Annotated in this window: 16 protein-coding genes, 1 pseudogene and 1 CRISPR repeat array; of the genes and pseudogenes, 2 read left to right on the forward strand and 15 right to left on the reverse strand. The window is 64.2% G+C overall.

The genetic code is table 11. The annotated features are described in order from the left end of the window. Positions 1-1288: IS21 family transposase (gene istA / locus OOZ63_RS27875; RefSeq protein ID WP_266009011.1), on the reverse strand; the 1288-nt coding region annotated here is incomplete at its 3' end. A 244-nt stretch (positions 1289-1532) separates the two neighbouring features. Here istA and OOZ63_RS27880 point away from each other — a divergent pair. Then, positions 1533-1865 carry a hypothetical protein gene (locus OOZ63_RS27880; protein WP_266009013.1) on the forward strand — a complete coding sequence of 111 codons (333 nt, stop codon included), beginning with the start codon at positions 1533-1535 and terminating at the stop codon, positions 1863-1865. 327 nt (positions 1866-2192) lie between these two features. Next, a CRISPR array of direct repeats spans positions 2193-5881; the repeat unit is 29 nt; unit sequence CGGTTCATCCCCACGCCCGTGGGGAACGC. An 80-nt stretch (positions 5882-5961) separates the two neighbouring features. Here OOZ63_RS27880 and cas2e read toward each other — a convergent pair. The 11 genes from cas2e to OOZ63_RS27935 form a co-directional block, all read right to left on the reverse strand. Next, positions 5962-6258 carry a type I-E CRISPR-associated endoribonuclease Cas2e gene (cas2e, locus tag OOZ63_RS27885; RefSeq protein WP_266009015.1) on the reverse strand — a complete coding sequence of 99 codons (297 nt, stop codon included), beginning with the start codon at positions 6256-6258 and terminating at the stop codon, positions 5962-5964. Then, complete coding sequence (cas1e, locus tag OOZ63_RS27890) at positions 6239-7126, reverse strand: type I-E CRISPR-associated endonuclease Cas1e (protein ID WP_323055800.1); 888 nt, start codon at positions 7124-7126, stop codon at positions 6239-6241. Before cas1e ends, cas2e begins: the two co-directional genes overlap by 20 nt. A gap of 286 nt (positions 7127-7412) precedes the next feature. Beyond that, a complete protein-coding gene (gene cas6e, locus OOZ63_RS27895; RefSeq protein ID WP_266009019.1) occupies positions 7413-8111 on the reverse strand; it encodes a type I-E CRISPR-associated protein Cas6/Cse3/CasE in 699 nt (232 codons plus the stop codon). Continuing rightward, entirely contained in the window at positions 8111-8881 is a 771-nt protein-coding gene (gene cas5e, locus OOZ63_RS27900) for a type I-E CRISPR-associated protein Cas5/CasD (RefSeq protein ID WP_266009021.1), read from the reverse strand. Before cas5e ends, cas6e begins: the two co-directional genes overlap by 1 nt. Before the next feature lie 5 nt (positions 8882-8886). Continuing rightward, positions 8887-9948 (reverse strand): type I-E CRISPR-associated protein Cas7/Cse4/CasC, encoded by a 1062-nt coding sequence (cas7e, locus tag OOZ63_RS27905; RefSeq protein WP_266009023.1) that lies wholly within the window; start codon positions 9946-9948, stop codon positions 8887-8889. Positions 9949-10000: 52 nt separating this feature from the next. Then, complete coding sequence (gene casB, locus OOZ63_RS27910; RefSeq protein WP_266009025.1) at positions 10001-10531, reverse strand: type I-E CRISPR-associated protein Cse2/CasB; 531 nt, start codon at positions 10529-10531, stop codon at positions 10001-10003. A 31-nt stretch (positions 10532-10562) separates the two neighbouring features. After that, on the reverse strand, positions 10563-12179 hold the full coding sequence (gene casA / locus OOZ63_RS27915; protein ID WP_266009027.1) for a type I-E CRISPR-associated protein Cse1/CasA: 1617 nt from the start codon (positions 12177-12179) through the stop codon (positions 10563-10565). Next, positions 12179-12370, reverse strand: a complete 192-nt coding sequence (locus OOZ63_RS27920; protein ID WP_266009029.1) for a hypothetical protein — start codon at positions 12368-12370, stop codon at positions 12179-12181. Before OOZ63_RS27920 ends, casA begins: the two co-directional genes overlap by 1 nt. 136 nt (positions 12371-12506) lie before the next feature. Further along, positions 12507-15350 carry a CRISPR-associated helicase Cas3' gene (gene cas3, locus OOZ63_RS27925; protein WP_266009030.1) on the reverse strand — a complete coding sequence of 948 codons (2844 nt, stop codon included), beginning with the start codon at positions 15348-15350 and terminating at the stop codon, positions 12507-12509. A 939-nt stretch (positions 15351-16289) separates the two neighbouring features. Then, on the reverse strand, positions 16290-17345 hold the full coding sequence (locus OOZ63_RS27930; protein WP_266009031.1) for a FecR family protein: 1056 nt from the start codon (positions 17343-17345) through the stop codon (positions 16290-16292). A gap of 56 nt (positions 17346-17401) precedes the next feature. Then, the gene (locus OOZ63_RS27935) at positions 17402-17884 is read right to left on the reverse strand and encodes an RNA polymerase sigma factor (RefSeq protein WP_266009032.1); all 483 of its coding nucleotides are present in this window, start codon (positions 17882-17884) and stop codon (positions 17402-17404) included. 192 nt (positions 17885-18076) lie between these two features. On the opposite strand from OOZ63_RS27935, the gene OOZ63_RS27940 reads away from it, so the two are divergent. After that, positions 18077-18322, forward strand: coding sequence for a helix-turn-helix transcriptional regulator (locus OOZ63_RS27940; RefSeq protein WP_266009034.1), 246 nt, complete (start codon positions 18077-18079; stop codon positions 18320-18322). Between the two features lie 138 nt (positions 18323-18460). Here the strand turns inward: OOZ63_RS27940 and OOZ63_RS27945 are convergent, their stop codons facing one another. The 3 genes and pseudogenes from OOZ63_RS27945 to OOZ63_RS27955 all read right to left on the reverse strand — a co-directional run bounded on the left by OOZ63_RS27945 (position 18461) and on the right by OOZ63_RS27955 (position 20825). Further along, positions 18461-19033 (reverse strand): penicillin-binding protein activator LpoB, encoded by a 573-nt coding sequence (locus tag OOZ63_RS27945; protein ID WP_266009056.1) that lies wholly within the window; start codon positions 19031-19033, stop codon positions 18461-18463. A gap of 809 nt (positions 19034-19842) precedes the next feature. Further along, positions 19843-20460, reverse strand: a pseudogene (locus tag OOZ63_RS27950) (IS630 family transposase); the annotation flags it as partial. Then, positions 20448-20825 carry a transposase gene (locus tag OOZ63_RS27955; RefSeq protein ID WP_266009036.1) on the reverse strand — a complete coding sequence of 126 codons (378 nt, stop codon included), beginning with the start codon at positions 20823-20825 and terminating at the stop codon, positions 20448-20450. The pseudogene OOZ63_RS27950 and the gene OOZ63_RS27955, both read right to left, overlap by 13 nt. Positions 20826-20979: the final 154 nt, after the last annotated feature.

A 20979-nucleotide genomic window follows, 5' to 3' on the forward strand; every position in this document is an offset into this window, starting at 1 on the left:
AGCGCTGCAGCAGGCGCATCAACGCCGCAGTGATCGAGCCCAGGTTCTCGCCGCGCTCGCCGGCACGCCGCAGCAATACCGCGCTGGCCGGGGCGGCCTGGGCCAAGCCATCGCAGGCCCGGTGACCTCGCGCCGCATGCTTGGTTGCGTGCAGGCGCTCGATATGGGCGTGATCCTCGATCTGGGCGTGGCTGTCCCAGCAGCGCTGGTGGCGGGCCAGCTCGGTGACACCGTCGAGCACGCGCACCCAATGCTCGTCGGCCAGCACCGTCAGCGTGCGCTGAACATGGGTGTGCGGCACCGAGTAGTCGTTGGTGTCGAAGCGAACGTAGGGCGTCTTGCCCACCCGCACGGCCAAGTGCTCGCCCAGGGCGAAGGCCTGCTGCGGCAGGGTCAGCAGATGGCGGCCCTCGGCCTGGAAGGCCTCGCGCACGCTCAGCCGGGTGTCCTCGGGCCAGCGGCGGTTGGCGGCCACGCCCAAGCACCAGGCCCGGGCCTGCGCGTTGAGGTCGCTCAGATCCGTGAACTCCCGTCCGGCGAAGAAGCTATCGCGGATGAAACGGATGCTCCTCTCCACGCGACCCTTCTCATTGCCGCGCGCCACCGCGACCGGCCGCGGCTGGAAGCGGTAATGGCGGGCCAACGCCAGCAACGCTGGGTTGAAGCGGATCGCCTCGCCCGCTCGCTCGAGCACCGCGCTCTTGAGGTTGTCATACAGGACGACCCGGCTGCAGCCGTTGAACGCGGCGAAGGCCTCGACATGGCCACGCAGGAAGCTGTCCATCCGAGCGTCCAGGAAGAAACGCAGGAAGATCTGGCGCGAGTGGCTGAGCACCATGACGAACGCCATCAGGGGGCGCCGGGCACGGCCGATCTGCAGGTGGCCGAAGTGGCCCCAATCGCATTGCGCCTGCTCGCCGGACAGCGTACGCAGGCGCAGGTAAGCCTCGGCGGGCGGACGCGGACGCAGGCCTGCCACGAGCGCTCGGAAGTGGGACGTACTTCCCACGTAGCCGCGCTCGGTGACCATGGCGTGCAGCCGCGCTGCGGTCAGCGTGGGGTACTTCTCCAGCGTGGCCAGCAAGAATGGCCGGTACGGGTCGATGCGCTGCGAGCGCAATGGGGTCGTCGGCGGCTGCGCGGGTGACCCCAGCGCGCCGTCGGCCGCGAGCACGCGGCGAACGACATCGCCATGCACGTGAAGTTGCCGGGCGATGGTGCCGATGCGCCACTTCTCGACGGTGTACAGACGCAGGATCTGCGCCACCAAGTCAGGGGAAGTGGTCATGGCGCGCCCCAGAGCGCCGGCTGCGCGGGCGATGACGCAGGAAGTCCTGGCGCACCCAGTCGGACAGTGGTCGTGCGCAGCGACGGCACAACCAGCATGGGGCCGCGGCTGTCGAGTTGCCGGCAACCCTGGACGCGGTGCAAGCCGCCATGCCTGCTGGCGTTGCTGCTGGGGTGGTGTCGGATGTGCATGCGACCAGTGAAGCCGCTGCAGGCCCAGGCGGGCAACCCTGGTGCGTCACGTTATGTTCGCTGTCACCGCCGTCATCGCCAGCACCATGACGCTGGCGCCAGCGCCGAGAACGCTCGGCGTGGGCGAGCCGGCCTTGCCAAGATCGTTGGTAACGGCATGCGCTCTCGCGCCGGGCGGCGTCGCGCGCCAGGCGCCGGCATGCCCGGCCACAGTAGCGGTTGCCGCGGTCACAGTGACTGCACAGGACGACCTGAGCAAGACACCGCGCGCACAGAAACAGGCGAGCGGGATGATCCATGCGCACCTCGGCGAACCGAAGGTGCTGGACGGAATCGCCCGAAGCGGGCCACACTTATGTGGCACCGCCTTCATCGGCACGGTGTAGGGCGCGGTACGGTCGTCTGGCTTCCCGGCACGAGGGACCGTCACCGCGCCCACCTTCTTCGGCATGAGCGTTGTTGTATCCCGAACGCCTCATCAGCGCAGTCCCGTCCTGGAGACTGCTGTCCTGCAGCCACACACCGCCTACGACCTGCCTAGGCAGCGTCGGCATCCCGCCGACGGTATGGGCCTCGCCTGGCTAGCCGCCCTGCAGGGCGGCTAGCCAGGCGCCACGTCGTCTTCACGAGCTCAATCAACCCTGGATCAATTCCGATACCTCATCAGCGAATAGATGCGGTTCCAGATCAGCGTTCACAGCCCAGAGAGTCGGCGGTTCATCCCCACGCCCGTGGGGAACGCATGAGACAACCGGACTCGGAGGACGGCAGGGTCGGTTCATCCCCACGCCCGTGGGGAACGCATCAGCGCTGGGCTGACGCCGAGCATCATGCCCGGTTCATCCCCACGCCCGTGGGGAACGCCAGGGCATTGAGCGCCTGCTGTTCCTCGGCCGCGGTTCATCCCCACGCCCGTGGGGAACGCAGCAGCTCGGCCGCGAGCCTATCGCTCCGTTGCGGTTCATCCCCACGCCCGTGGGGAACGCGCGGCGCGCTTCTACTATCTGCAGCACCAGTGCGGTTCATCCCCACGCCCGTGGGGAACGCAAGAGTCGGCAGCGATGGGATGCCGGCCGCGACGGTTCATCCCCACGCCCGTGGGGAACGCCCCAAACAATGAAGATCTCCACTGGGTTCCTCCGGTTCATCCCCACGCCCGTGGGGAACGCTTGCCGATGCGCTCCGAGGTCAGGCCCTGGGCCGGTTCATCCCCACGCCCGTGGGGAACGCAGCGTCACGCCACCGTCCGACAGGCTGCACGGCGGTTCATCCCCACGCCCGTGGGGAACGCAACCTGATGCGAGTCTGTTCCCAGACCTCGTTCGGTTCATCCCCACGCCCGTGGGGAACGCGGCAGCTACCTGAAGTGCGACCTGGCCAACTTCGGTTCATCCCCACGCCCGTGGGGAACGCCTGAACGGCTTGCTCCAGCCCAGAGGTGCGACCGGTTCATCCCCACGCCCGTGGGGAACGCGATCGGGAAGGTGATCGTGCTTACGAAGCCTACGGTTCATCCCCACGCCCGTGGGGAACGCGCGCCAGAACAGGGACGCCATGCTGCCGTCGCCGGTTCATCCCCACGCCCGTGGGGAACGCCAGCCGTCCGGGTTGGTTATCGGATGTATGGGCGGTTCATCCCCACGCCCGTGGGGAACGCGAGCAAGTTGCCGCGATGTGCAAGACCGCTGGCGGTTCATCCCCACGCCCGTGGGGAACGCGGCGCTGCTGGCACGCCGAAGAGATGCGAGAACGGTTCATCCCCACGCCCGTGGGGAACGCGGAACGTGAACTTCTTGTTGCCCGACATGGTGTGGTTCATCCCCACGCCCGTGGGGAACGCCCATGGATAGATTCCGCCACCTGACCAGACGTCGGTTCATCCCCACGCCCGTGGGGAACGCGAGGCCAACGAAGAGCGTAAATATGTCTGGGGCGGTTCATCCCCACGCCCGTGGGGAACGCCCTAACCGAAGCAAGGGCACCGTCTGGGACTACGGTTCATCCCCACGCCCGTGGGGAACGCTTCTTCTTCAGACGCGACAAGAGTGCGTTTTGCGGTTCATCCCCACGCCCGTGGGGAACGCGGATTGGGAATCTCGCGGCGTCAAGATCATCAAGGTTCATCCCCACGCCCGTGGGGAACGCATTGGTTGTAAAGATCATCAAGAAATTCATTACGGTTCATCCCCACGCCCGTGGGGAACGCTGCAACGCCGTCAGCCCCAACGATGGTGTTCGCGGTTCATCCCCACGCCCGTGGGGAACGCATCAATGGCAGCTTCAACCGTGTCCAAGAGGCCGGTTCATCCCCACGCCCGTGGGGAACGCATCAGTACGTACAGCCCCAGGCGGCGCAGCCCCGGTTCATCCCCACGCCCGTGGGGAACGCTTTCGCGGCCAGGGCTTACGCTTTAGTGATATCGGTTCATCCCCACGCCCGTGGGGAACGCGAGCCGCTTTCGTTTTCAGGGGGCGGCGAGGTCGGTTCATCCCCACGCCCGTGGGGAACGCATCGGCCAGCGCGGCGGTGGTGAGGCCGATGCCGGTTCATCCCCACGCCCGTGGGGAACGCGACTGCGCTACTGGCCCTGCAAGCTTGCAGCGCGGTTCATCCCCACGCCCGTGGGGAACGCCCGACTCAAGACAAAGGATTGGGGCCTAGTCCCGGTTCATCCCCACGCCCGTGGGGAACGCCAGAGGCCGCGCCCGAGCGGATCGCGCCCAGCCGGTTCATCCCCACGCCCGTGGGGAACGCCTCAAAAACACCAGGTGCGATCTCGATCATGGCGGTTCATCCCCACGCCCGTGGGGAACGCGTCTCGGTTTGCGTGACGTTGGTGATGTTGCCCGGTTCATCCCCACGCCCGTGGGGAACGCGCGCTAGCAGCTCCAAGATGCAGCAGCAGATACGGTTCATCCCCACGCCCGTGGGGAACGCGGTTTATCGGCGCCCAGGATGATGCACCCAGCCGGTTCATCCCCACGCCCGTGGGGAACGCGATAGAAGCAGAGCGAGCGCGGACAGCATCAGCGGTTCATCCCCACGCCCGTGGGGAACGCTCGCGGTCAGGGTCGCTGGTCCGGTATGTGGCCGGTTCATCCCCACGCCCGTGGGGAACGCTGCGGAAGCACCCGGAAATGCGGTCGGGCCGGCGGTTCATCCCCACGCCCGTGGGGAACGCCGCAACGGGACAAGTTGGAACGCCTGTATTGCCGGTTCATCCCCACGCCCGTGGGGAACGCTGTTGATGCCTAAATTCTGGCGGCAATCCTGGCGGTTCATCCCCACGCCCGTGGGGAACGCGACTCGCTGTTCTTGCCGGCCAATCCCAACGGCGGTTCATCCCCACGCCCGTGGGGAACGCGCGAATCTCGATGGCGCCGCCATTGATCACCGCGGTTCATCCCCACGCCCGTGGGGAACGCGAACTGCTCATCCTTCGCGGGCGTGTCCTGGCCGGTTCATCCCCACGCCCGTGGGGAACGCAGAGCCTTGGCCATCGCCTCGATCTCGGCCACCGGTTCATCCCCACGCCCGTGGGGAACGCTTGCGCACCACCAGCTCTGTCTTGCCCTTGGCCGGTTCATCCCCACGCCCGTGGGGAACGCTCATTGCCAGCGGACTGGCTGCCGGCGTAGAACGGTTCATCCCCACGCCCGTGGGGAACGCACCATGGCCGACCTTGAGCTGCTGCGCCGCAACGGTTCATCCCCACGCCCGTGGGGAACGCCCGCGATAGCCATGTCGATTGTCGGAGCGAGTCGGTTCATCCCCACGCCCGTGGGGAACGCGGATAGCCGGCGCCAGACTTCAGGCCCGGGATCGGTTCATCCCCACGCCCGTGGGGAACGCCACCGCTGCGTTCCAAGCCTCGGTGCTGTCGTCGGTTCATCCCCACGCCCGTGGGGAACGCGAGATCTTCGCCAGGGTCTGGCAGAACGCTGCCGGTTCATCCCCACGCCCGTGGGGAACGCGCCGGTGTGGGGGGCAGGGGCTGGCCGTCGGTCGGTTCATCCCCACGCCCGTGGGGAACGCCGCCAGTGCTCTCGCCAAGCTCGCCGCCTCGTCGGTTCATCCCCACGCCCGTGGGGAACGCTCAGAGTAGTAGTTCTTGACGTAGTCCTGCGTCGGTTCATCCCCACGCCCGTGGGGAACGCGGGCATGCCCGCCGCAAAAAGAGGGCTCAGGTCGGTTCATCCCCACGCCCGTGGGGAACGCACTGAGGTTCGCATCGCCGGCAACGGCATGCGCGGTTCATCCCCACGCCCGTGGGGAACGCGAGGAATAAGCCATGTCCATGCACACCGAAATCGGTTCATCCCCACGCCCGTGGGGAACGCCGGGTGAGTGTGTCGGTGAGCGTCTCGCCGGCCGGTTCATCCCCACGCCCGTGGGGAACGCACCAACTTTATCTCGTTGATTTCATTGGCAAAATTTGACCGACAAAAATCTACCGAGCAAAAGCCTGTTTGAACGGGTTGTTAAAGATCGTCGGGTCGAGCTTCTGGATGGAAGTTCACCAACTGCACACCATCGAAGTCGCAGGGCAGTCGGCGGTTCTTGCCGAGGGTCAGAAATTCAAACCCGGCCTCAGCGGAACTGCGCCACATCAGCACGGCATTACCGTCTTCAATGCCATCCTCTACCTGCGACCAGATCTGCTCACGCACGCGCCGCGAATAGTTGCCGACATAGACACCGGCCCTGACTTCCAGCAGCCAGACCGCAAGCCTGCCGCGCAGGCGCGGTGGCGCGTTCTCAAGCACGATGACCAGCATCGCCCAGGCTCTCAAGGTTAGGGAGTGCAGGCCCCACCGAATCGACCGGCGCTTCCGGTCGCGGTATCTCGCCAGCGGCTAGCATCTCCTCGATGTCGGGAATGATGCGGTCCAGCAACTTGGTCTGGCGAAACATGTCCCGACAGGCCAGCCGCACTGCCCGCTCCGGATTGCCGACCGGGTTAGACGCTGCAATCTTGAAAGCGACCGGCACCACAGTCTCAAACTTGTAGACGTCGGCAACGTCGTAGACGAAAGACAGCGGCTTGCCGGTGTGAATGAAGCCCACGGCCGGCGCATAGCCGGCCGCCAATACGGCTGCCTCGGTGACGCCGTAGAGGCAAGAGGTGGCGGCAGAGAGGCAGCGGTTCGGCAGATCGGCTGTGTCCCACTCCTGCGCGTCATAGTCGCGCGCCTTCCACTCCACACCGTACTGCCGGGCCAGCAGTTGATAGCTGCGCCGCACCCGCGCGCCTTCGATGCCGCGCAATTGCTCGATGCTGCGTCGCGCCGGCGGTTCCTCGCCGAAGCGCAGCGCATACATCTTGCGCACCACCTTCAGACGCAGGTTCTCATCCAGCGCCAGTTTGGCTTGATAGAGCAGCCGGTCCGAGCGCGCGCCGCCGGGCTGACCGGAGGCGTACAGGCGCACACCGGCCTCGCCAACCCAGACCAGCAGTGTGCCAACGCGCGCCGCCAGCGCCGCCGCGCGATGCGACAGCCGTGTGCCCGGCTCCAGCATGATGCAGGCCACGCCACCTACCGGGATCTGCGTGCGGATGCCTGAGGCATCCAACACCACGAACGCGCCGTCGATCACATCGATTTCGCCGCGTTCGATGAAGAGCACCGAAATGCGCTCCTTCATTGGCAAGGGCTTGAGCGGGGGTAGCAACTGGCTCACGGAGCAGACGCCTTTGCCGCTGCAGCGAGATCGACCTCAGCGGCCGGCTGGCACAAACGCTGGTCGCTGCTTCGCGAAGCGACAACAGCCGCGCGGCCCTGGCAGACGCCCACGATACGCCTGAGCCGAACGACCATGCTGCCCTCCAAACCTATGCCCCGACCCCGCGCATACGGGCGGGCCGCTTGGTCGATGGCCAAAAGAATTTGCATGCACGGATCCAGTACAGAAAGGAAGTGCTGGACCTAACCTACTCCAGGCGGCGAATCAGTAGCAAACCACAGCCGAAGGCCCTCGCGCTTCCAATGCCGCTGCGCAACGCCTGGATGAAGGCGGATGCATCGGTGACAGTCAGACGGCCAGCAATGTCCACTGTGGTGAAGCTCAAGCTCTGATCTGCGCGCTCGCGATTTTGTTGGTGAGCTTCGACCAGCACAGTTTCACGTTGCAGCTCGAAGCCCAGTCCCTCACCGCGCCGCGCCAGCCAGTCGGTGCAGGCATCTTGTACCAGTGTTTGCACTGCAGGCTTTGCCTCGTCGGTCCAGTCCGACCAGCGCTGCAGGCCTTGCGCGGCCAGCAACTTCTTCTTGGCCTCCATCACCACATCATGGCGCTTGGACTTGCCGTCGCGGCCATGCCGCACCGTGGGGTTGGCGCGTAGCTCAAAGCTGAAGGCGTCGCCGATCTGCAGGGCCGGAGCGTACTCACGGGTCTGCACTTGCCAAGCACCGCCCAGTGCGACAGGCTGCCTTGCGGATACGGCATAAAAGCGCGGCAAACCGTCACCATCGTGGCGGCGAAAGACAAAGTCGCGAGGGCTGCCAGCGTCAGCCGGGAACCAGCGCCAAAGCCATTGGTGATCAGCATAGGGCCCTGCCAAGCGCTGCTGCAGCGCCTCGTGCACGCGACCCTCGGCCGGCGCGATCAGGCTGAAATACATGGGGCTCATCAAAGCGCCTCCGGAGTAAGAAGGGCGATGTATTCATCACGGTCGCCGAACTGCCAGCCTTGCCGACGGATCAGCCTGTCCTTGCGAGGGGCGCTCAGATCGGCAGGTACACCTGCGTTGATGTGCGAGTCAAAGGCCAAGCGCTGCAGCACCGGAAGAGGCTCCAGCGGCACTCCCCCCTGTTTGTCGGCCGCAGCCAAACGTGCAGCCTCGTAACGCTGCGCGTAAGCGCTGAAGGCCGCTAGCGCCGACTCAGCCGCCAGCAGTTGCGGCCACAGCGGCGCGGCAGGCGCACAGGTCTTTCGCCCGAAGTAAAGCGTGAACTGGGGCTCTCGCAGGGCGGCGGCCAACTGCGCGAGGCTGAAGCGCGATCGGGCGCCGACTCGCCTCTGCAAGGCCACCAGGCTGGCGGCGTTCTGGCGATAGTCCCGGGTCGAAAGAATGGTGCTCAGCTCACGCTTGGGCACGGCCATCTCCTGGCGGCGCGTGGCCTGGGGCCGGCCCTTCAGCGAAGGACGAGGCGGGACTTGCGCTGTCTGATAGTCGCGCAGCAGGCTGCCGCCGGCCAGCAGGCCAACAGCAAAGCCGAAGCCATCGCGCAGATCAGCGTGAGCCGCCTCCTCGCTGCGGTCGAGACCGAGTGCCGCGCCGAGCAAGCCGATCAAGGCCGCCTGCCCCGGGCGCGAGGCCGTGCCGCGAAACTCCCCGACCGCCGGCTCGCCCCAGGACGACAGCGGCGCCTGCAGTTGGAACACGAGGTAGTCCTGCATAGCGCTCACTCCGCCACGAAGGCGACCAGCTCGGACAGCGTGCCCTGGGCCTGGTCCACATCCAGCTCGTAGCGGCTGTCGGCGCAGGCGCCGTACACCGCATCAAAGTTGTCACGGCGGCTGTTCAGCGCTGCCACCGCCTTCTCGAACATTTCTTGCCCGTCGAAGGGCTTGACCGGCTTCAGAAAGGCCTGGGCGAGGGAGCGCGGCTGCTGCCTGCCCTTCTCGGCCAGCACATGGCCAGCGTAGGCGCGCGAGGCAAAGCTGTTCTGCATGCCCGTCGGTGAGACCTTGGTGACGGCGTGCACCAGCGCCTCCAGGGCACGCTTGGCCATCGCCGCATCGCCACCCAGGTTCTTCAGCAGCAGCTCGCGGTCGATGCAGATGTAGAGGTAGAACAGGCCGGCGCCGTAGCCGCGCTCGCCGATGTGGGCGGCGCCGGTGTCCTCGCGCTTGTTGAGGTCATCGACGGCGCTGAAGTAGTCGTCTTCCACGGCGGCGCGGTGCACGGTGATGGCGTGCGCGACTTGAACGGCAGCTTCCATATTGAACTCGGCCGAGTCGGCCAGCATGCGGCCGAACATTGCGATGTCGACCGCATGCTTGGGCTGGCTTAGCAGCTTCAGCTCGGCCTCGGTGGGCGCGTCCTTGCGAGCGACCAATGTGGCGACCAGGGCCTGAACGGCAGCCTCCTCCTCCGGGCTGAAGTGAGCCAACTGTTCGATCTCGAGGTCGGCGTCGTTCTCAGTCTTCTTATCGGACTTGAGCTTGCCGAACTGCTTGGCAATCTCCTTGGCCCATTCGCGCGCGATCTTGTCGCCAATGCCTCCCTCCTTGAGCGCCTTGAACACTTCCTTGCCCATCAATTTGGTGCGAGTGCCCAGGTGCCCGGACAGGGCCGTCTCGAAGGTTTCCGAACAGCGCCAGGCGCGCTTGAGGCTTTGCGAGGAGATGCGCAGGCGATTGGCATCGCCTACCAGCGCCGTCTTCGGCCGGCCGGTGTCGTCGCGGTTGAGGTTGGACGGCGGGTAGCTGGTCAGCAGATGCAATTGAACAAAACGGCTCATGAAAAGTGTCCTCTCTGAATGTGGTTGAAAGCGCGGTGTGTGTTGGGCTAGTTCAAGGCTTGGGCGGCCATGCGTAGGCATAGGCCCACTGCTTCTTGACCTGCTCGCCCCAACCGAACAAGTCGTTGGCCAGGGCGGCGGGGTTCAGTTGCTTGTCGATCAAGGGCATGACGCGGCGCAAACCGCTGAACAGCGCTTCGACATCAGGCGCATCGAGCAGGCGGGCAAAGCGCAACTCGCTGACGGGATTTCGATCGCTGCCCTTGTCGCGGTGGCTCATGGCCTCGGGCAGGTTCAACGAGCTATCGGACTTGATGTGGACGGCGAGCCCGGCGATGGCTGCCAGCCGCTCAAGCTGCCAGTCTTTCCACTTCTCGTCCGGACCAGCCTCGACCAGCTTGCGATAGAAGCGCTGGTAGGCGGGCGTCATCGCCACCGCACTCAGATCATGCGCACGCCGCAGCTCGGCGCGATCCGCACGGGCAGTGCCATTGGCCTTCTCGCTACTGATGGCACGCCACCAGCTCAGGTAGGCGCTCATGACCGGCGAGGCCAGCGTGTAGTCGGGGTTGCGGTTCGACATGGGTTCGTCCTCCTCTGCGTGGTTGGGGCGTTCAAGCGGCCGGAGCGCCGGCTTTCACAGGCTGCGGCAGGCCCAGGGCTTCGCGCAGCTTGGGACCGTCAAGGTTTCTGCTAAGTTGCTTATGGGCCGTGGCAATGCGGGCCGGGTTCTGCCGTTCGATGGGGCCGGCACCGATCAACTCCGTGTCGAACAATTGCAAGGCGGCCATGCGCAGTTGCCGGCGCCAAGCCTCGGTACAGGCAATAGCGTCGCCACCCTTGCTGTCGCGAAGGTCCTCGATGCGTTCGCGCAGCAGGCGGTAGAAGCCCGCCTCGGTGCGGCTCCAGAACGTGGCGTCGATGAACCCGAAGTCGCCGCGCGCATCAGCACTGAACCAGGCATCTTTCACCGCACCGCGCAGATAGCCTGCAGTCAGTTCGGCACCGGCCAGCCAGTCGCTCACGTCCTCTCGCAAGGCCTTCTGCTCGGCCATGCCGCAGTCGCCCAGGTGGTAAAGCGGCACGGTAGCGTCGTACCAACAGCGCGCCTTGGCGTTGTCCATGTCGTAGCCGAAGGCCCACAGGCGCAGGGCAATGCCGGTCTTCTGCTCGATGCGATGCTGCAACAGGAAGTGCGACACCACGGTCGCTGCCTGCACTCTGCGCCTATCGCTGTGCATGCCCAGCACCCACGCCAGCCAGTGGCGGTAGCCCAGCCCGTCGGGTTGCGGGTGCAGCGGCAGCTTGCCTTCCTTGCCCTCGTAGTACGGCGACAGTGGGTGAAGCCAGGCGCCCTTGTAGTTCAGCCCATAGTTGCGGGTCACGTACTGGCGTATCAGGCGCTGTGACTCCCTCCCGCAAAGATCACAGGTACCGGTGCCCGTTGCTTCCATGTCCAACCGGATGCGCCGGGGCATGGCCCAGAAGACATGGGCGGGATGCACTTGCAGCGGAGAGATATCACCCTTCTCCTTCTGGATCGCGGCTTGCGCCCCTAGCCACGGGAAGCTGCGTTGGGGCGCCTCCATGCCTGGCTCAACACCTCCCGCCAGAAAGGCCTGCTGCCCGAGGACATTGAGCCAAAGCGTCTGCCAGAGCGGGGCTGGCGCGGCGGGGCTACTGCTTGCCAGCAGCAAGGTAGTCAACGGCCCGCCGCCGCGCAGGCCGGTGCGGTGGCCAGCCCCACCGGAAGGTGCATTGGTCTGCAGGGTGAACAATGCCAAGGCCGCGCAATGCGGGCACAGGCCGTCCACACGACCGCGCTTAACGAAATGGTCGCTGTTGTTCTTGATCGCGTTTTCGCCGGGCGTTTCGATCAACAGACCGCCGATGCCGTTGGGCTCCGCGTCCCTGGCCCGCAGCTCGAAATCCTGCATAAACCGCGCGTCGCCTCCCTCGAACTCGAAGGCCGCCCGATGAGGCTCAAACCACTGCGCCAGGGTTGCCGCATCCGGCGGTGTTTTCAGCAAGGCCCGCCAGTCACCGGCGCCGGCAACGGGGGTGCAGGTCTGCAGCAGGCCGATGGCAAACTGCGCCAGCGCTCCGTTGAAATCGGCTCGGCAGGCGTCGAAGGCCACAATGCCCGGATCCGACAACTGCTGCGGCGTGATCCATTGCTGCTGGCCGTCGTGCAGCCGCACGGGCAGCCAGGGTTCATCGAGCAGGTTCATCACTTACCTTTCTTCAATATGCCTCGAATGGCTTCTGATCCTTCGAGGGCAACGAAAGCAAAAATGAACAGCACCGCGATCTGTTGGATATGTCCACCGGCGAGCGGCAGCCATGCAAGATCAAAGCACTGAGCAATGCCGACGAGCCCCAACTCAGCAGCCGCCGCGATCCGGAACACTTCGCGCCACATCAAGCTTCCCCCAACATTCGGTGTAAGACATCAACACAGATACCGTCGCTGATGGTCGGAGAAAGTGTAACGACGAAGAGAGAAGGCCGTCTTCGGTTTTTTCGCTATGAGATACTGGCTGCGTTCTCCCTCTTGATCAGGGAGATGAACCGAGAGATGGCCGACTCGGAACCTGTTCCCCACAGGTGTGGGGCGCGACACCGGGAGCAATTGCTCTCGGTGTCTGCAGTTTGGTCAAGCCAATGACGTCCGAGTAGGACCAAGTCTCGACTTTGCTTTCGCCATCCGATCGATTGCTTCGCGCCTGAGCGGTGAATCGCCCCCCCTCGGGCTCAAGCGCCAGCAGCACCACCCACTGCCCCCCGCCCGGGAGTCTCTCCAGCTGTGCCTGCAGCGCCGTCTGGCGTGCTGGCGATAAAGGCGGCACTGCCTCGGCAATCAGCCGCTTCGCTACTTTGACCGTGCTGTAGGCCCAGTCGTGCGAGCTGCCTCGCTGGCACCATGGCAAAAGTGTGTCTCCCTCCCATCGACCCAGCAGCACCTCGATGCTGTCCTCGCCCAGGCGGGACGGCGTCACGCTGTCGGCTGCCCACTCCAAGCCTTCGCGGGCATAGCCTTTAGCGAGCTTGATGCTGTTCTGCATGGCCTGTGCCGCATCGCCATAGGCCTTGCCCTCGGCCTGGTTGGCGCTGCGCTGCAGGCCGGCGGGCAACTCGCTGTCGTCGCCGAACACGGTTTCGATCAAAGCCCTGGCGTCATCGGGCATGCGAAGCAGGCCGGCTTGCAGCGCACGGGCCGTCAGCCAGAGCTGGCCGTGGTGTTCATACACCCGGGCCACCTTTGGGAAGGCTTTCTTGAACCAGTCGGCAGGCGGTTCCTCGCTCCATGCCGGCCCCAACACCCATAGCCAGGGCTCGCCGCGCTGGTCTGTGGCGCCGGCTTCCAGCAGACGAGCGCCGAGCGCATCGCGCACATGACGACGCAGCCGGCCGGCGCGCTGGATCAACCGGTCGATGGGGGCGAGATCGCTGACGACGAGGTCAAGGTCCACATCGAGTGACTGCTCGGCGACCTGGGTTGCAATCAACAGTTGGCCGCTGCGCTGCTCTGGCCTGCTGTCGCGACCAAAAAGGCTCAGCACTTTTTGCTCGGTGTCCAGTCGGTCGCCCAGCGCGAAACGGGCATGAAACAGAGTGATGCGCTCAGCGGGCCACAGCGCCGCCATATCGGCCTGGGCTTCCAGTGCGTCGGCCACCGTGTTACGGATCCAGGCCACGCAGCGGCCAGCCGACAGGGCTTCAACAATGCCCTTCAGCACGGCGCTGCGCTCCGACTCGTAGCGCACATGAACGCAGCGGCGCACGTCCCGGCGGGTGGCGATAGCCGCTTCAGCCAGAGAGTCGGGGTCTGCCGAACTCCAGGAACTGGCCAGTGGGTATTGCAGGGCCTGAGGCGCCAACACGGCTTGCCCGCACCCCCGTGCAAATGCACGCAGCAGCGCGGCCTTCATGCGTAAGGTCAGGGTGGCGGACAGCAGGATGGCGCTGCCGCCAGCGCGGGCGTGAAACTGCAGCAAGGTTTCCAGCGTGCGCTGCATATAGTGGTCGCACGCATGGACCTCGTCGATGATGAGTACCTTGCGCGCCAGGCCCAGCAAGCGTAGCGACTGGTGCTTGCTCTGCAGTGCTCCCAACAAGGCCTGATCTACCGTGCCAATGCCAGCCGGCGATAGCAGGGCACGCTTGTTGTGGTCTGCCAGCCAGCGCTGACAGCGGCGCGTTGCACTTTCGTCCTGCTGGCGGGCATCGCCCTCATCGCAGCCCGGCGCGATCACCGATGCCGCGAACTCCTCCACCAGATGCCTGCCGCCATGGGCAAGCACCAGACTGGCGCGCGGGTCGGCAAACAAGCGCGCGTAAATGTCGGCGATACGGCTGTACATCGCATTGGCGGTAGCCATGGTGGGCAGGCCGATGAAAAATCCCTCGGCCCCACAGTCGGTCATCAGCCGATACGCCAGCATCACTGCCGCTTCGGTCTTGCCAGCCCCAGTCACATCCTCCAGGAGGTGGATCTGCGGACCTGGCAGTAGCGGCACATCGATGGCCCAACTCTGTAGAGGCGAGGGCTGCTGAATGCGCGGGAATAGGGCCTGGAAACCGAGCACACCCTGATTCATCGATGGCAGCGTGCCAGACTCTCGCAGCGCACGGCGCGCCATTGTCAGCGCATGCGGCCAGTAGCTGCCCATGTCTTCATCGGCCTGATCGCGATAACTGAAGATCTCAGAATTCGAACCGATCCAGTCGGCCAGCACAGCAAGCCCCGCAACCCACCAGGAAAGCTCGCGACTGACCTTTTCGAATCGGGTGCCGCTACGCGAGGGAAGGCTCGCTGCATCCGGGGTCAAGAGCAACTGGCGCGCCTCGGTCGCAAACAGTTTTGCTGCTTCCGTGTCCTGCTGACGAAAGTGTCGTTGCAAGTGTGGCACGCTATTGAGCGGTGGTTGGCCGTGATGCCCAGTGACGGCACGCGCCCAACTGGCCAAGCCCTCGTCAATGTCGGAGTCGATACCGAACCAGCCCTCGCCTTCTGCCAGCGGCAGGATGTGCTCACTCCAGCACTGCATACCCAGACTGTCATGCCGGACACCGGTCTGGGAATGGGTCGGCACAGCGCCTTGCAACTCGCCCATCAGATCGGCACGCTGAGCCTGGAAACTCAGCGAGAACTTGCCCAGATCGTGAAGAGCGAGCCAGAACACCAGCCAACTAACCAGAGCATCCTCATCGTCAACAGCCAATTGCTCCTTAAGCCAGTTCAGCATCCCGGGAGCCTGCAGGAGATAGACCTGCCCGACCGCAGCAACGTCGAGACAGTGGTATGCCAGCAAATGCCATCGCGGGCCGGCCGCGCTGGGGCGAGCTTTGCCCCAGTAACGAAAGTAGGGCAGTCGCAAAGAGGGTGGTAGCGTGTCCATCTATACCATCTTCCCGAACAACTCGCTCACCAGATGAGCCACCAAGAATCCCCTTCGCGACAAATCACGAAGGCGTGCGGTATACGCCCAATCAACGCATTCCAAGCCCATCTACCTTCCCTTGCTGGTCTGCGCCAGTGATTTGCAGCTTGCCAGCAAGCCAGCTCTTCCTGCGTCAGGGTTTGCATGCCCACGACTGAGATTGACAGTCTTGTTCGATGTACTCCAACCACTGGCCGGAGGCGATATTCAGGCGAGCTTCCCCGAGACCAGCGCCCTCAGCCCTGCTGGCCCAGGGCAGCGCCCCTTTCGACTGGAACTCGCTGGCAACGCACGTGCACCTCTCAAAGCGACATGGCGCCCAAATGCTGGAGCCCAGCTTATCCTGCGCTCATTCCTTCTCTTCCTTTTGGCTGCATCTAGCGCCATCAAGTTGCTGATTTTTAGCAAAATTCAGCACGCGTTTTCGCACATTTCATGCCGAATATTGGTTCATGCCAATCGACATCATCAGCGCGGCCCCAGACGGGTGCCCTTGGAGTGCACGGCGGCCAGCACGACAGTGCACCGGGGGTGAACCGAGACGGCACCCGGAGTGGCGCAGGACAGAACGCGGCGACGGTGATGTCGCTGGCACCGACCGAGGCGTCCGACCGCATCACCCGCAAGGCACGGCACTACCAAGCCGCGATCTCCAAGCTTCGCGCGCAAGAAGGCTACACCCTGGCGGCGATCTGCCGGAACCTGCCGGACGCGGGTATCCAAGTCAGCACCAGCACCGTTCGACGGGAAGTCATTCGACAGACCGCGTCGGCTCGGATCCCCTCTCTGCAGCCCCACCTCGCAGCCCACGGCGCCGCCTCACCCAGCTATGCCTCAGTGCCGACCGTCGCCAGAGCCGGCCCGCGCTCCCCTGGCACGGGTACGAGCCGCTTGGGACTACCTCGGCAGCAGTTCCAGCCGATCCGGAAGCTCTCGAACCCGCAAGTCGTGCAAGGTGGCCACCGCCTGCGCAAAGCTAGCGCTATCGCCGGTCTTGAACAGGCCGCTGATCCGCAGGACCGCCAGGCTGGGGTCCGCCATGATGGGCGTCGTGCTGTAGCGGTTCATCTCGGCCAGCGCCTGCGGCAGCGTCGCGTTGTCGAACACCGCTTCGCCGCGCTTCCAGGCCAGCACCTGGTCCATGCGCGGCCGATCACGCTGCGGCTGTGCGGGTGCAGCCGTGACGCCGCCACTCGTGCCTTGATCGCCTCGCACGCGCAGCCGCTCGCCGGCCGCCATCACGATGGGCGGCAGGCTCCTGGCGGCTGCAACGCGTCTCTCGGCCTCGCGCACCAACACTTGGCCTTCCACCAGCGTGACATCGAGCGACTCAAGCGCACCTGCACCTGGCGGTGTCAGCCGCACCACGAAGGCCGTCCCGGTGGCGGTGACTTCCGCACCGGCGGCCTGCACGACAAAGGGCCGGCTCGCATCTTTGGCCACCTCGAAGAACGCCTCTCCGCCGTCCACACGCACACGGCGCTGGGTCTGGTCGAGTTCCACCTTCACCCGGGTCGAGGTGTTCAGCGACATCCGGGTGCCATCCCCCAGGATCACCAAGCGCTGCTCGCCGACGCCGGTGTCGTAGCTGTCGATGTCGCGCCAGGGCTGGCACACCAGCGCGCCGACCACGAGGGCCGTCGCTGTAAGAGAAAGAGCGAGCGCCCAGGGGCGCGGCCAATGCCATCCGTGGCGGTAACCATTCGCGGGGCTGGCGCCCTGCCCTTCCCCACCTCGGCCCTCGGGCCTGCTGGCCGTCGCTGCACGGGCCACAGCCGCCCGGTCGACGCCCGCCGCCTCCATCCACAGATCCGTCCCGCGCTCGAAGGCCAGCCGATGTGCCGCAGAGCGCGCCTGCCAAGCTAGGCATTCACGTTCCATGTGATTCGATCGATCCGGCCCATGCAGCCGGGCGATCCAGACCGCCGCCTCGGCCGCGATCTCTCGCGTCACGACGGGCTCGGACCCTTGTCTTTCTTCCCCCTGCCCGTCCCGCCCCTCTGCGCCAATCACGTTCGCCAGTCCTGCATCCCGGTGATGAGTTGCATCGTAACTTTGGCGATGTGCTTCTCCACGGTACTGATGCTCAGGCCGTGCTGATCCGCGATCTCCCGGTAGGTCAGCCCGTCCAGGCGGTGGGCCAGGAAGATGTCCCGGCTCTTCTCGGACAGGCGCCCCAAACAAATGTGCAGCCGCGCCAGGCGTTCACGACCGAGCACCACGGCCTCGACGGGCGGCGAGTCGTCGACCAGGATCACCTCTTCGAGCACGACCTGCTCGCCGTGGGTGACCCGACCCCGGTGCTCATCAATGGCCAGGTTCAGCGCCGTCTGCATCAGGAAGGCCTCGGGCTTGTCGACGACCTGCCCTCGCTCGTAGCGAGCCAGCCGCACCCAGGCTTCCTGGACGATGTCTTCGGCATCCTGAGTCGAGCTGCCGCGCCGCCGCAGGGCGTCTCGGATACGGGCGAAGACGGGGGGTAGGTTCTTCATGATGGGCACCCTCCTGTGAATCAGGATGACCATGCCGCAGTGCGAGTTGCGGCAGGGCTGATGACGGGATTGACAGAAACGCACGTGACAGATTCGGGGGAGCTTGTTCTCCCAATCAGTCCGTGCACACACATGAATATGTGTGGATGATCGTCCGTGGTGCTATTGACGTCAATAGCAAAACATCGGAGGATGCCTCGCCAGTCCCCACGTCATGCCCAAACGCCAACACTGTTGGCGTTTGGCGCAGCTGTTCGAGAGCGGCGACTGAGTCTTGGCCTATCTCAGGAAACCCTAGCCCACGAGGCGGGAATTGACCGCTCGTACATAAGCAGCGTCGAGCGTGGGGGGCAGAACGTCGGGCTCGTATTGGCCGCCCAAATTGCGCAGGCCCTTGACACCAGTTTGGCGGACTTGGTCGCTGCCGCCCGGCTGTAAGGCCCAGCAGTTGATCCCGAAACCGGCTTGAGCCTGAGGGCAGCCGTTCAATTCAAACGCTATGCGTTGGCGGAAAGCGGGGACCCAACGCGTTGACCGGCATCGCGTTGCCCGCTGGATCATCTGTGTCGTAATGAATCAACGTCCGCTTGTCTTGCGGATCTCTTCTTCTTCCTGCCACTCGATTGTGCCTGCCTCGACGTCGAACATCTTCAGTGTGAACTTGTAAAAAACATCCTTCGTCCAAGCGGTCTGCTTGACGATGCTGGTCAGTTCACCTTCAAGGGCGAACTTGGCGGCCTCCATCTGGCCGACCGCAGCCCGGTTCTTCGGCGGGTACAGCTCGCTGCGATTTTGGCGATTCAATTCATCGATACCCTGCGGCATTTCCTGGATCGACCGTGTAAAGCGCACCTTGCCCGATTTGACCAGCGAAGTCTGGATCGAGTTCATGACATTGGTGGTGTCGATGTACTCACTGGTCTTGTTCTTGACTGTCGAAATTGTCACCATGGGCCGATCCCGGAGAACGCTTGTTTCGAGCAGGCTTCCCACCATCCGTTCGGCGATCTGTTGGAGGTCTTTGGAGCTGAATTCATTGGTCACCAATTCAACGGCCTTGCTATCACCATATTTAACCTGACGCGGGAAATGCAACACCGGCGACGAGAAGACTATCTGCCAAATACACGCCAGTAAAAGAAGAGCCATCGGAGCAGAAAAGAAGACAAGGCGAGGGTTCAAGTTGATCCGCCGATTGAGCTTTTCCACCGCCGCAGACGCGGCAAGCTGGCAGATGCACGCGAGCAAAAACAAAGTTACGGGAGCAACAAAAAACACAAGATTGGCGAGCAGCCAGTTCAGAGTCATTGAAGCGTTAGCTGCGAAATCAGGAACAAGCCCTTCAATGGCCGGCCACCAATTAAAGAAATAGTTCGTCAGCGAGCCTGTTACCGAGACCATGACTACCCAGATGGCACTCGAAATCACCTTGCTCCAAACAGGATCGTTCCAGAGTTTATTCAGCATCGTGTTGTCACTTCGTGAGCGGAGGACTATGGCGATAACGTTTCACATGCAGGCTCGCGAGCGCGGCCGAAACCTGATGTCGCAGGTTCAATCGACTGATTGGTACTGCTCGTTCATTTTGCAGCTGACCAACATGCGCTATCGCTTGCTCCACAGGGCCCGGCAAAGCGAAGCCGTGGGCCTGCGCGCCACCACATCCGCCACGCAAGCGCAATATGACCAACGAGGTGAACGATTGCTTTCTCCAAATGCGTGCGGCTGTCCCCAGTCTCCACTTGCTATGGGCAAAAGCATTCGACCCCAATGGTGCCATGCGCTTTTGATGTCCGAACACCCCACAAACCCTGCGCCTGCCGCTCACCTATTGGGAATCCGGACCAGCCCCTGGCGAGTGGCAGCTTCTTCCGAAAGCATACGGCTCGAAACAGCCAACTGGATGGCCGCTAACGCTGCACAACGGTAGTCGATCACGGGCGATGAACCATTGATGGCTAGTGTCCTGTCCCGCTAATACGTGAACAAAGTCGATGGAGCTTTCGAGGATGGAATCGGTCGTCGCTGTCCATCGGAATGGCTGGCAATTCGCGTTATGCGCGGCGACGAAGTGGTCGATACGTCGCCCGAGTTGCTTGACGCTGGTGAATGAGCCGCGGCGAATCGCCTTGTCGGTGATCAGCGCGAAGAAGCCGGAAGCGTTCAACCTGATTCAGCCAGGAGCTGTAAGTCGAGGTGAAGTGCATGTGCCAACGTGGACGCGTCGCCAGCCACGCCTCAATCTTCGGATTGCTATGACTCGCCTAGTTGTCGCAGATGCAGTGAATGTCCAACTCGGCCGGCACCGCCTTGTCGATCTCGGATCTCGCGCAGGAAGGACAGCCCCCCCCCCGATGCCTGTGCCGTGGCTTGCACGCGGCCAGCACGGCGCCGTTGGCCACGTTGGGCGCTGCAAGTAGCCTGGTGGTGCCGTGGCGTTTGTAGTCGTGGGTCACGCCCTCGGCGTAGCCTAGGCCCATCGGCAACATCGGCTGCGTGTGCTCCAAAGCCTGGCACTGACTCTTTTCGTCCACGCAGACGAGCAGCGCCTTGTCCGACGGACTCAGATACAGGCCAGCAGCTTACGCATCCTGGCGGAGCACTGCTGGGCGGCGCTGCAGGGCCAGCTCACACTGATCGCCAGCTGACCGCGCTTGAGTTCAATGCGAACAGCGGCCGCCTCCTGAACAGGTGCCGGCAACTGCAGCGGCACGAACGCCGGCAATATCGACCTCTCGGGACCGACCGAAGTGCTGCCCTCACGCTGCTGGGCGTCTACCACCCAGCGCCGGGCCAGGTTGTCGTTGATTCCATGCGCCATCGCCACCGCAGCCTTGGACACTCCGGGCATGCTACATGCCGCGACAACCTGGGCCTTGAACTCAGCACTGTGAATGCGCCGCCTGCGTCCACCGCGGCCAGCTTCGTTCGGGGTCGACATAGTCCGTACTACTCCACTAAACCTCAGTGGACATCAGCATGCTTTGATCAGCCTAGCCCTTCGAGGTGCCTCGGCAAGACGCTTACGATAGAACAGCCGCTCACCCCATTGCACTCGCACACCGTCGATCACTGAGGATGAGGTCGGGGGCGCC

Source organism: Paucibacter sp. PLA-PC-4, assembly GCF_026241155.1.
In the GTDB taxonomy this organism is placed as follows: domain Bacteria; phylum Pseudomonadota; class Gammaproteobacteria; order Burkholderiales; family Burkholderiaceae_C; genus Roseateles_E.